15 protein-coding genes are annotated in these 11,716 nt (G+C 39.9%); 12 read left to right on the forward strand and 3 right to left on the reverse strand.

Going from position 1 to position 11,716, the window contains the following annotated elements:
* Position 1 precedes the first annotated feature (1 nt).
* The 5 genes from T432_RS0106875 to T432_RS0106895 are packed head-to-tail and all read left to right on the forward strand — an operon-like array spanning position 2 to position 3,802.
* A complete protein-coding gene (locus T432_RS0106875; protein ID WP_028884690.1) occupies positions 2–619 on the forward strand; it encodes a GNAT family N-acetyltransferase in 618 nt (205 codons plus the stop codon).
* A complete protein-coding gene (argC, locus tag T432_RS0106880) occupies positions 616–1,617 on the forward strand; it encodes an N-acetyl-gamma-glutamyl-phosphate reductase (RefSeq protein ID WP_028884691.1) in 1,002 nt (333 codons plus the stop codon). The genes T432_RS0106875 and argC overlap by 4 nt, the downstream gene beginning before the upstream one ends.
* Positions 1,618–1,620: 3 nt before the next feature.
* Positions 1,621–2,745, forward strand: a complete 1,125-nt coding sequence (locus T432_RS0106885) for an aspartate aminotransferase family protein (protein ID WP_028884692.1) — start codon at positions 1,621–1,623, stop codon at positions 2,743–2,745.
* A gap of 3 nt (positions 2,746–2,748) precedes the next feature.
* Positions 2,749–3,528 carry an acetylglutamate kinase gene (gene argB, locus T432_RS0106890; RefSeq protein ID WP_028884693.1) on the forward strand — a complete coding sequence of 260 codons (780 nt, stop codon included), beginning with the start codon at positions 2,749–2,751 and terminating at the stop codon, positions 3,526–3,528.
* Position 3,529: 1 nt separating this feature from the next.
* On the forward strand, positions 3,530–3,802 hold the full coding sequence (locus T432_RS0106895) for a DUF1289 domain-containing protein (protein WP_028884694.1): 273 nt from the start codon (positions 3,530–3,532) through the stop codon (positions 3,800–3,802).
* A 2-nt stretch (positions 3,803–3,804) separates the two neighbouring features.
* On the opposite strand, the gene T432_RS0106900 is transcribed toward T432_RS0106895, so the two are convergent.
* A complete protein-coding gene (locus T432_RS0106900; RefSeq protein WP_028884695.1) occupies positions 3,805–4,563 on the reverse strand; it encodes a DNA-methyltransferase in 759 nt (252 codons plus the stop codon).
* Between the two features lie 73 nt (positions 4,564–4,636).
* On the opposite strand from T432_RS0106900, the gene T432_RS0106905 reads away from it, so the two are divergent.
* The gene (locus T432_RS0106905) at positions 4,637–4,864 is read left to right on the forward strand and encodes a helix-turn-helix domain-containing protein (protein ID WP_028884696.1); all 228 of its coding nucleotides are present in this window, start codon (positions 4,637–4,639) and stop codon (positions 4,862–4,864) included.
* Complete coding sequence (locus T432_RS0106910) at positions 4,864–5,622, forward strand: MvaI/BcnI family restriction endonuclease (protein ID WP_028884697.1); 759 nt, start codon at positions 4,864–4,866, stop codon at positions 5,620–5,622. The genes T432_RS0106905 and T432_RS0106910 overlap by 1 nt, the downstream gene beginning before the upstream one ends.
* On the opposite strand, the gene T432_RS0106915 is transcribed toward T432_RS0106910, so the two are convergent.
* Both T432_RS0106915 and T432_RS0106920 read right to left on the reverse strand, forming a co-directional pair.
* Entirely contained in the window at positions 5,615–5,872 is a 258-nt protein-coding gene (locus tag T432_RS0106915; RefSeq protein ID WP_028884698.1) for a hypothetical protein, read from the reverse strand. The two genes, T432_RS0106910 and T432_RS0106915, sit on opposite strands and share 8 nt — an antisense overlap.
* 38 nt (positions 5,873–5,910) lie before the next feature.
* Positions 5,911–7,047, reverse strand: coding sequence for an acyl-CoA dehydrogenase family protein (locus T432_RS0106920; RefSeq protein WP_015551954.1), 1,137 nt, complete (start codon positions 7,045–7,047; stop codon positions 5,911–5,913).
* 107 nt (positions 7,048–7,154) lie between these two features.
* Between T432_RS0106920 and T432_RS0106925 the strand changes: the two genes are divergently transcribed.
* The 5 genes from T432_RS0106925 to T432_RS08015 form a co-directional block, all read left to right on the forward strand.
* On the forward strand, positions 7,155–8,000 hold the full coding sequence (locus T432_RS0106925) for an HTD2 family dehydratase (protein WP_028884699.1): 846 nt from the start codon (positions 7,155–7,157) through the stop codon (positions 7,998–8,000).
* Positions 7,987–9,180, forward strand: a complete 1,194-nt coding sequence (locus T432_RS0106930) for a CaiB/BaiF CoA transferase family protein (RefSeq protein ID WP_028884700.1) — start codon at positions 7,987–7,989, stop codon at positions 9,178–9,180. Before T432_RS0106925 ends, T432_RS0106930 begins: the two co-directional genes overlap by 14 nt.
* A complete protein-coding gene (locus T432_RS0106935; RefSeq protein WP_028884701.1) occupies positions 9,180–10,013 on the forward strand; it encodes an HpcH/HpaI aldolase/citrate lyase family protein in 834 nt (277 codons plus the stop codon). Before T432_RS0106930 ends, T432_RS0106935 begins: the two co-directional genes overlap by 1 nt.
* Before the next feature lie 178 nt (positions 10,014–10,191).
* On the forward strand, positions 10,192–10,812 hold the full coding sequence (locus T432_RS08010) for an AAA family ATPase (RefSeq protein WP_028884702.1): 621 nt from the start codon (positions 10,192–10,194) through the stop codon (positions 10,810–10,812).
* Positions 10,813–11,477: 665 nt separating this feature from the next.
* The coding region (locus tag T432_RS08015; protein ID WP_044971219.1) for a hypothetical protein at positions 11,478–11,716 on the forward strand (239 nt) is incomplete at its 3' end.

An 11,716-nucleotide genomic window follows, 5' to 3' on the forward strand; every position in this document is an offset into this window, starting at 1 on the left:
TATGGCCGTCGAAATTCAAATTGCCCAAAAAGAACACGCAAAATATGCGCAAGATATTTGCCAGTTAATTTATACATCAGCACTGGCTAGAGGCACGGGCATTGCCAAAAGAACGCCCGAGTATATTACGGATAAAATTGATAGCGGAAAGGCCATTATTGCTTTAGATGGTAAGCATCTGGTAGGCTTTTCATATATCGAGACTTTTAGTAATAATAAGTTTGTTACTAATTCTGGGCTTGTTGTGCACCCCGATTATAGAAATCAAGGCAGCGCACGTCGCATAAAAAAACGCATATTTGAGCATGCACGTAAACTATATCCGCAAGCGAAAATTATAAGCATAACCACTGGCTTGGCTGTGATGAAGATGAATACGGAGCTTGGTTTTAAGCCAGTGACCTTCTCTGAATTGCCTGCGGACGAAGAATTTTGGAGGGGCTGTGCGGGCTGTAGAAACTACGACATTTTGCAGCGCAATAATAATAAGATGTGCCTATGTACGGGGCTGCTATTTGACCCTGCTACAAAACCGAAAGGAGTAGTGAAAACTGTTGGCTCTTATACAAAGAAATTTGTGCCTATCGCTAAAGGCATGCTTAAGAAGGATAGATCATGATTCAAGTTTCAATTGCTGGAGGATCGGGATATACAGCTGGAGAACTTTTGCGTTTATTGGTGAGACATCCGCAAGTAGAAATTAAGTCTGTGTCGTCGACTTCGAGTGCGGGCGAGCGTATTGACACCGTGCATCGCGATTTGTTGGGAGAGACAGATCTGAAATTCACGCGTGAAGTGGGTGATGCGGACGTTTTATTTTTGTGCTTGGGTCACGGGCTATCTCAAGAATTTTTGTATACGCATTCCATTTCGCAGGATTGTAGATTGGTCGACCTTGGCAATGATTTCCGAAACAAACCACGTTTTGATGATCGCGAATTTATCTATGGTATTACGGAGTTGAATCGAGCAAGAATTCGTAAATCACATAGTGTTGCTAATCCAGGGTGTTTAGCTACATCGATTATTCTTGCAATGGCTCCATTGGCGGCTCTTGGGCTTATCGTTGATGATATGCATGCTCATACGGTGACTGGTTCTACTGGAGCTGGTCGCATACCTAATGATTGGACGCACTATAGTTATCGCGAAGCAAATGTGACTATATATAAGAATTTCGAGCATCAGCATATTGAAGAGATTATGGGTGCCTTGAATGCAGTGGCTGTAGAGGGAAGGGCAGATGGAGAGAAAGCGGGGGCATTGCCACCTTTGCAATGGGTGCCTATGAGAGGACCATTTACTCGCGGTATTATTGCAAGCGTATATACAAAATGGAATGGCACTATGTCTGAAGAGGCCCTAATCAAGCACTTTTGCGACTTTTATGAGAGCAGTGCGTTTGTACATGTTTCTGATAAGCAAGTGAGTCTTAAAGAGGTCGTAAATACTAATAAATGTTTGCTGCATGTGGAATTTCACAATGGATATGTGCATGTGACTTCTATTATCGATAATTTGCTCAAAGGGGCTTCGGGTCAGGCTGTGCAGAATATGAATGTGATGTGCGGATTGGATGAGACGCTTGGATTGCAGCTTAAGGGTACGGCTTTTTAGATTATGAAGCTATTTGATGTTTATACTTTGATGCCTGTTTGTCCTGTGCGTGCTTCGGGTGCAAGCGTTTGGGATTCTGAAAGTCGCAAATATTTGGATTTTTACGGAGGTCATGCGGTAATCTCTATTGGACATTCGCATCCGCGGTATGTGGAGGCGATTTCTGAGCAAGTTTTGAAGCTCGGGTTTTATTCGAACTCTGTGCAGAATCCACTGCAGGAAGAGCTTGCCATGAAATTGGGCGAGGCGAGCGGCTATCCTGATCATTCCTTGTTTCTTTGCAATAGTGGAGCAGAAGCAAATGAAAATGCTTTAAAGCTCGCTTCTTTTCATACTGGTCGCTCTAAAGTGATTGCGATGAAAGGTGCTTTTCATGGACGTACTTCGGGGGCCGTTGCGATTACGGATAATCCAAAAATCTTATCACCTTTTAATAGTTGTCATGAAGTTGAATTCGTTGCTTTAAATGACATAGCTGCATTGGAATATGCTTTAAATAAGGGTGATGCAGCGGCTTTAATTATCGAGGGTATTCAAGGTGTGGCTGGTATATATGAGCCCACAATCGAGTATCTAAAGGCAGCCCGAACTCTTTGTGATAAGCATGGAGTTGTTTTAATTCTCGATGAAATTCAAAGCGGATATGGACGATGCGGTGAATTTTTTGCACATTCTAAATCTGGTGTGCGGGCGGATCTTGTGACTGTCGCTAAGGGTATGGGCAATGGTTTTCCAATAGGTGGCGTTCTAATAGCTCCTAAATTTAAAGCTTCCAAGGGAATGCTGGGTACTACTTTCGGCGGCAATCATCTTGCTTGTGCCGCAGCAATCGCAGTTCTCGATGTGATAGCTGATGAGAGTTTGGTGCAGAATGCGGCTCGTATGGGAGAGCGATTGCTTGCAGGTTTACGTGACATTGAGTCGATTGAATTGCGAGGTCGAGGCTTGATGCTAGGGCTTGAGTTTGAGTACGATGTGGCTCCGCTTCGCAAAGCCATGCTCGAGCAGCATCATATATTTACGGGAAATGCTAAGCAGAATATCGTGAGATTATTGCCACCTCTATGTGTTACGCAGGATGAGTGCGATATGCTTATTTCAGCACTTCGCAAATGCATTGAGAATTAGTTTATGCTTAAACTATCTATAGTTAAAATCGGTGGCAATGTTATTAATAACCCCTCCGAATTGGATGGATTTCTTAAATCTCTTTCTTCTCTCAAGGGTCCTAAAATAATCGTTCACGGCGGTGGCGTTCTAGCTACTGAATTAGCCAATCAACTAAATATTGAAACGAAATTCATTGACGGCCGTCGCACTACTTCAGAAGAGATGCTGCGTGTGGCTGTCATGGTCTATGCAGGCTGGATTAATAAAACAATAGTAGCTAAATTGCAGTCTTTCGGAATTAATTCGATTGGTTTGTGTGGAGCAGATGGCGGAATTATTCGCTGCACGAAGCGACCAAGTACTCCAAACGACTACGGTTTTGTTGGGGATCTTATCGAAGGGTCTATTAACACAGAATCACTAAAGAGTTTGATTGATTCTGGATTCGTTCCTGTTTTATCCGCAATCACTCATGATGGATATGGACAACTTTTGAATACAAACGCAGACACTATAGCCAGGGGCATTGCCACAGAAATGGAGGCGCGCACGGGTACGAAAACAAGATTGATTTATGTATTCGATAAGCTAGGCGTTTTGAGGGATATATCCGATGATAAAAGCTTAATCAAACGCATGTCGCAAGCAGAATACGAAGAGCTTAAAGCTAAGGGCATTATTTTTGAAGGCATGATCCCCAAGCTCGACAATGCCTTCTCTGCCATTGAATCGGGCGTCTCCGAAGTCATACTTCAACATTCAAGTAAAATAGGGACTGACATAGGCACTATCCTTTACTGACATGGAACAAGAGGAACTCTTTGATATTCCAAGCCCTTGCATCAACGTATGCCAGGCTAATAGTCGTGGGTTTTGTCAGGGGTGCTACAGGTCACGCGATGAGCGATTCAACTGGAACACATTCTCTAATTCGCAAAAGAGAAAGGTGATCACGCTTTGCAGAGGGCGTAAACTTCGTGCAATACGTGATCATTTTGCGTCAAAAAAGGCGGCCGATGCCGATCAACAATCTTTAAATCAAAGTGGCAATGCCCACCAAACCGAACTGTTTTGAATTTACGCACTTAAAAGGCTTTGCTGTGTGAAACTGTTGATGCGCTCAGTTGCTTGGTCTGCGTATGATTTCATGAGTTCACTTCCTATAAAGTTTCTATTCATTTTTTTACAAACCAAACCTGTTGTGCCTGTGCCCATAAATGGGTCGTAGACAATATCATTTTCTTTTGAAAAATTTATCAATATAGTTTCTACCAATTCTTCTGGAAACACGGCTGAGTGGCCCTTAGTAAATTTATCTTTAGTACCTCTTCTAATTTGCCAAATATCATTTAGTGTGCCCCTTTCAAAATTTGAATTTTTGAATTGTCTGCTAATGGCATTTTCGGATTCAAAGACAAGAATGAGTTCTGATTGCCTATTTAATACTCTCTCAGCCATAGCTGGCTGGGCAACCCCTTTATCCCATACGATTATGTCTTTTAATTGTTCATTTAATTCGCCCATAATACGGAATATTGCCCGCTTGCTTCCAGTGACGATTTGAATGTTATAAAAAACAAGTTCAGAAACTCTGAGTAACTCCTTTAATACAGATAAATGAAATTGGAAATATTCTTCGATAGGCATGTTGTCACTAAATCCAGAATATTTAGTACTAAATTCCTCCACTATTTGTCGCGAACAATAATTTCCATTTCTAATTCTTAAATTCATATTGTAAGGAGGTGATGTAATTACTAGATTTACACTTTTATCCTCCATACGTGACAAAGTTTCAAGACAGCTTTCGTTATAAATTTTATTTAGTTCGATCATGTGGCAATGCTTACTTATAGGTAAGTGAAGATTTTATCAAATCATTTTAACCTTATCATCATTGGAGAATGAATTGAAGTCAGCTTTTGATTTATATGTAATTGAAAAAATTAAAACATTGAGAAAAGAAAAAAATATTTCTCAATTAGCTTTAGCTCAAGGTATTGGTGTATCAGCTGGGTTTATAGGCCGCATTGAAAGCCCGAATCATAATGCTAAATATAATTTAGAACACATTAATAAGGTTTCAAAATTTCTTCATGTAAGTCCTAGATCACTTTTACCTGAGGAGTCAATTTAATGAAATCCGCCCCAAAGAGTTACCCAGAATTAGTACGAAAATTAAGAGAAATTAAAAATTTGGGGTGGGTTGAAAATACCAGGCCCTCTAACAAACACGGCTCAATCGGTAACACCTTAGAAGACCTATTAGGTATTAAAGAAAACAATTTATCGCTACCTGATTTTTTAGATTTTGAAATTAAGGCCCGTCGCTCTAATACTTCAAGTGTAGTTTCTTTATTTAGTAAGGCAACAGCTAGGAGAGGCAACAGGAAGCTATTTAATAAATACAACCGCATTGATTCAAATGATGGAATTTCTCGTTTATATTGCTCTTTATATATGAATACCCCGTCTCTAATACATGGAAAATACTTGTTCTCATTAAGTTTTGATGATTTTGCTAACCCTCAATTCATAAACGTGGAGGTTGAAAATACGGCTACTGGGGAAAAATTAAAAGAAGCTGAATGGTCCATTGAATCACTTAAAAAAAGTACAGAAAAAAAACTCACAAATCTTGTTTTATGTACAGCTGACATTAAACATAATTCTGCTGGATTAGAATTAATTAATTACACTAATTTCAAATGCTATTTTGATTTCAGTTTTAACAAATTCATATACGCTTTAAGAGAGGGTCATATCCAAGTTGATTTTAGAATTGGTGCGGATCTTAACGGCAAAGCCGCTTTCAAATATCATGACCATGGAACGGGTTTTAGGATATCATCAAGTAAGCTTGAAAAGCTTTACGATAAATGGGACATCATTTAGAAGAATTTTTAGATTTATTTGAAAATTCTTCTCTTTTTGCTTTTGCATATGTGTACCACAGAATATATCTTTGTGCGTAAGGGTCCACGATTTTAGGTTCGCAGACCTTTAGAATCTTAGGAATTATTACTTCGTGATTTTGTGACATCTCGTACAACAAGTCACGCCAATCATACCTATCTCCTCGGCTAATGATGTCATCAATAGCTGCTAGGGTAAAATTTTCATGATTTAAGTGTCGATGTTTCACACTATCCTCATAATGCTTTAATCCAAGATTACATATTACTAAAAGCTGCGAGGCAATCCAAGCACGTGTTCGGCGATATAGGAATAAATTAAATTAGTAGATATTGGAGCTACTTGATAAAGACGCGTTTCGCGGAATTTACGCTCCACATCATACTCATTTGCAAAGCCAAATCCACCATGAAATTGTAAACAGCAATTAGCGGCCTCCCAAGATGCATCCGCAGCAAGAAGTTTGGCCATATTCGCTTGAGCTCCCATCGGTTTATGCGCATCGAATAGGCGGCTGGCCTCATAACGCATTAAGCTTGCAGCTTCGATATTAATATATGCTTTGGCAATGGGAAACTGCACTCCCTGATTTTGTCCTATTGGACGACCGAAAACTTCGCGCTCCTTAACATAGGAAGAAACTTTATCAATAAACCAATATCCGTCACCAATGCATTCGGCTGCAATCAATGTGCGTTCAGCATTTAGGCCATCGAGAATGTATTTAAAACCCATGCCTTCTTCGCCAATCAAGTTTTCTGCAGGTATCTCAAGATTATCAAAAAACAATTCGTTTGTTTCGTGATTAACCATGTTGGGAATAGGTTGAACGGACATTCCCGAGGACATAGCCTCCTTTATATCTACTAAAAAAATAGACATGCCTCGTGATTTTTTCTCTACTTGATCTAGGGGTGTTGTGCGTGCAAGCAATATCATTAAATCGCTATGTTGCACGCGGGAAATCCAGACCTTTTGGCCGTTCACTACGTATCGATCGCCTTTTTTTACAGCAGTTGTTTTAATTTTTGTAGTGTCTGTACCAGATGTTGGCTCGGTAACGCCCATAGATTGAAGGCGCAATTCGCCAGTTGCAATTTTAGGTAAATATTTTTGCTTTTGCTCGTCGGAACCATGTCGGAGCAATGTGCCCATGTTGTACATTTGACCGTGTACCGCACCTGAGTTTCCTCCGCAACGATTTATCTCTTCCATAATTACAGTTGCTTCAGTTAATGTCAGCCCAGAACCGCCAAATTCCTCTGGAATTAAGGCAGCAAGCCAACCAGCTTCTGTCAATGTATTTACGAATTCCTCAGGATAACCACGCTCTTCGTCAATGCGTCTGAAATATTCAGCAGGGAAATTTAACATTAAATCGCGAATGCCTTCGCGAATGTCCATATAGTTATTGATTTGTGAAGATGAGTCCAAAATAAGTTCCTTTACTAATTGACAGAATACATTATGTTACATATTCTAAAGGTTGTTGTGAATTATGGAAATCGAGAATGTCAAAAGATTTTTCATCATGGGTAGGGAATACTTCTGAAACTACTCAAATTTTAGATTCAGTGCATGCTCATAAAATCGCACGGGCTTTAGATGTGGACGTGCCGATGGAGGGGGAGGCATTGCCACATTTATGGCATTGGTGTTTTTTTAATCAAATGGCTACGTATGAGCACACCAGAAAAGATGGACATGAAATTACTGGAGGCTTTTTGCCACCGCTTGAGAGTACGAATCGCATGTGGGCGGGTGGAGATGTTGAATTTCTGAAGCCCTTGATTGTCGGAAAAGAGGCGACTCGTAAATCGCGTGTATCAGATATAAAGATTAAAGAAGGTACTACGGGAAAACTGACTTTTGTTAGTGTTGAACATGAAGTGGTGCAGGATGGTGAAGTGGCTGTGAGAGAGCTTCAAAATATTGTTTATCGCGAACCAACTCCTCCTAAGCTGCACGGAAAGGAGCATACGGGCAAGGGGGCATGGAGTACGGAAATATTGCCAACACCGACTATGTTATTTAGATATTCAGCTGTCACTGCGAACAGTCATCGCATTCATTATGATGTGCCATATGCAACTAAGGTGGAAGGATACCCTGATTTAGTTGTACATGGACCGTTAACAGCAACTTTTGTTGTTCAGGGCTTTGAGCAGGCACACCCTGAAGTGCGTGTATCTAGGTATAAGTACAGAGGTGTGCGTCCAATAATTTGCAATATTCCATATAGGGTGGGTGGAGATTTTGAATTGCCTACAGAAGGGGGTTCAGTTACGTCAGTGTGTTGGGCAGAACAGGACGGGGTTCTTGCACATGAGGGCATGATTTCTTATGAATCAAGGTAATATTCGCCCCTTGGATGGGGTATTGGTTCTTAGTTTTGAACATGCGGTTGCGGCACCGTTTTGTACGCGACTACTTGCAGATATGGGTGCACGAGTTATTAAGGTGGAGCGTCCAGGGGTGGGTGACTTTGCACGTGGCTATGACGATCGCGTTCGGGGTATGTCCTCTCACTTTACGTGGATTAATCGCTCAAAAGAAAGTCTGACATTGGATTTAAAATCAGATGTGGCTCAAGAGGTGCTTGAATCCTTGCTCCCAAAGGTAGATGTGTTGGTACAAAATTTAGCACCAGGAGCAATAGGGCGACTTGGTCTATCGTATGATCAGTTGCGTGATCGATACCCTCGATTGATTTGCTGTGATATTTCTGGGTATGGGAAAGGTGGTCCATATGAGCAGAAAAAGGCTTACGATTTGCTTGTACAAAGTGAGAGTGGATTTTTATCGGTTACTGGAACGCCTGAAGAAATGACTAAAGCAGGAATATCTATTGCTGATTCAAGCACAGGTTTCTTTGCTTATTCAAATATTCTGGCGGCATTGATGTTACGTGAGCGTACTGGTGAGGGCTCTCATATCGATATGTCCATGCTTGAGACTATGGTTGAGATGATGGGCTTTCCTTTGTATTATGCTTTTGATGGAGCTGAGCCGCCCGCACGTGCTGGTGCTCATCATGCGACTATATATCCATATGGTCCATTTCAAGTTGCAGATGATGAAACTGTGATGCTCGGTCTGCAGAACCAACGTGAGTGGGTGAAGTTTTGCGAGGAAGTTATCGAGGAGCCTGATATGGCTTACGATGAGAGATATGCCTCAAATAATCTAAGACAAAAAAATCGCGAAGACCTTGATATAAGGATAAAGGGCAAATTGATTGCTATGAGCAAGGATGAGCTTATAGAACGCCTTGATAAATGTGGAATCGCAAATGCCTCTGTGAACGATATGCATGACGTATGGGAACACGAGCAACTCAAAGCTCGCAATCGATGGAGAATGGTGAATACACCTGTGGGTGAGGTGGTGGCACCATTGCCACCAGGAGTTAATGATAAGTTCGAATACCGCATGGATCCTGTACCTGGCTTAGGTCAACATTCGGAAGCGATTTTGGAGGAGCTTGGATTTGCAAGCGATCGTATTAGCGAAATGAAATCTAAGGGTGTTATCTGATGGGTGCGATTATAAGAAGCGGACTGTTTGTACCTGCGACCCGTACAGATAAAATTTCAAAGGCTGTTGCGACGGGTGCGGATATTGTAATTATCGATTTGGAAGATGCCGTCGGTCCCTTGGAAAAGGCTGCGGCACGTGATGCTTTGGCTGATTATCTAGAGACTGCTTCGGAACAGAACCTATGCGTTCGTTTGAATAGCGATGACACCCAATGGCATGAGGACGATTTGGCGTTATGCGAAAAGTTTAAGTCTAAACTATTTTGTGTGATGTTACCTAAAGTAGAGACCGCCGATCAGGTGAGTGCAATTTATGAGCGAACAGGATTGCGGGTTATTGCGTTGATAGAAACTGCTCGTGGGCTGGTGGCTTTGCGTGAAATTGCTAGTAGTTCTGGCACGTTGGCTATGTCCATCGGCGAGCTCGATCTCGGAATTTCGATGGGGTTGCCTGTTGCCGGCTCTGACGTGGAGATAGATGCGGGGCTTGAGTTTTTGATGAAGAGGATTTACGCCGACCTTGCAATAGCAAGTAGCTGTGCGGGTATTCAAGGTCCATTATCTTCTGTATACGCCGATTACAAAAATGTAGACGGTTATGCGTCTCGTTTGAAATTTACTAAAGGCATGGGATTTGCTGGAGGCTTGTGCATTCATCCTAAGCAGGTTGGGGTTGTGAAGGATGTGTTTGCCGTAGACCCAGATTTGCTCGCATGGGCCCAGTCTGTGATGGATGCTGTGGCAGTACACGGCGAGTCAGCCTTTAGTCTAAATGGGCAGATGGTAGATAAACCAGTAATTGAGAGGGCTAAGAGGATATTGGGTCTCTGATTTGGGGTATAAAATTATTTTGAATTCACCTTTAGCCCTAATGAACTCAAGTTTTTAGGTTAAATTTACTTTAATTTGTACTTTTATCGGGTTGTTATGGTGTTAATTCAATTTAAAGTAGAAAACTTCAAATCATTAAAGAATGAGCAGACTCTCTCCCTCGTTAAGGAAAAGATAGTTGAGCTACCTGAGAATTGTTTTAGTAGCAATGCTCCTGGGGTTCCTGGCCTACTTAAATCAGCAGTTATACGGAGCTAATGCTTCTGGGAAATCAAATGTGATTTTAGCCCTTGAGGCCTTTAGAAAAATAATTGTTCATTCTATAAATAAAAAACCATCAGAAAGTTTTTTATATAAGTCCTTTGCATTCGATGAGCAAAGTAAAAATTTGCCAACAGAATTCGAAATTTCACTTGTTGTGGAATTTACAAATAATAATGGTTTGAAAGTGCCAGTTCGTGTTGATTATGGGTTTTCGTATGATTCAAAAAGAATATATGAAGAATGGTTGTTTGTTTATCCTAAGGGTAGGGCTCAGACATGGTTTCATAGAAAATACGATAGAGAATCTGATTTATATGATTGGAACTTAAGAGATTATTTAAAGGGTGAAAAAACTAGTTGGAAAAACCAAACTCGAGAAGATAAATTATTTTTGTCGACTGTAGTTAGCTTAAATAGTAATCAGCTATTAGAAATAATGAATGAAATAATTGGCTCTAATGATGATTTTGAAACTCATAGAAGAGTGTCGACTTACCATTTGCTTTTAGAAAATGAACAAAATAAAAAAACATAGTTGAACTTCTAAATGCAGCAGGAATAGATATAGTTGATATAAAAGTCGAAGAGTCCAATCCAACATTTGCAAACAAGGAGATCGATTTAGAAAAAATTCTCAATATTGGATTAAGTGAAACAAAAATCTTATTCGTCTATAAATCTGATTCAGATAAATATTATTCAATTGATTTTGATGATGAATCTCAAGGCACTAAAAAGTTATTCGAGATTTGTATTCTTTATTAGAATTTAAACCTCATATTTCAAGAGAAAATTTTGAAAATTATTATCTCTTTGGTATGCATGGTGCGGTGCCTAGACTTGATTCAATTAATAAGAAGATACACAATTTGTAATAATAATGTATGTTAGTTTCAACTTCGTTTATCACTTTAGTTTAATTAACATTTTAGTGTGCTTGATGACCCCTTAATATACCTAGTGAAACCTTCTTTGTTGATTCTAATATCCCTGTTTTCAACACTATAGTAGCCATCAATTAAATTGATACTAGAAATATTTTTTTCACAAATTATTTACAGTCTCATGAAAAGCTGTTACCTCCTAGTCACTGTGTACTAATGTTTTAAAAAAACTAATACCTGTTGGATTTTTTTGTTATGAAACAATAATTACTTATTTGAGATTTATGATTCATATAAAACAGTGGGGGGGGGGAAAATGTTTGAAAATATTAGGATTAGATATTCGGTAGGTAAGAACCAAAAGAATTTAGATTTAGATGTAGGACTAGTTCAGATACTTTTGAAGGGCGTCTTTGATGATTCAATAATTGTCAATGGCAAATATGATGTTCATACTTCTAAGGCAATCTTTGATTTCCAGCAATTAAAAGGGATTTCTTCCTCAGAAATAGTAACAACGAAAAGTGAAACATTTAAACAATTATTATCGGAAAT

The sequence above is a fragment of the Taylorella asinigenitalis ATCC 700933 genome, assembly GCF_000687755.1.
Taxonomy (GTDB): Bacteria; Pseudomonadota; Gammaproteobacteria; order Burkholderiales; family Burkholderiaceae_B; genus Taylorella; species Taylorella asinigenitalis.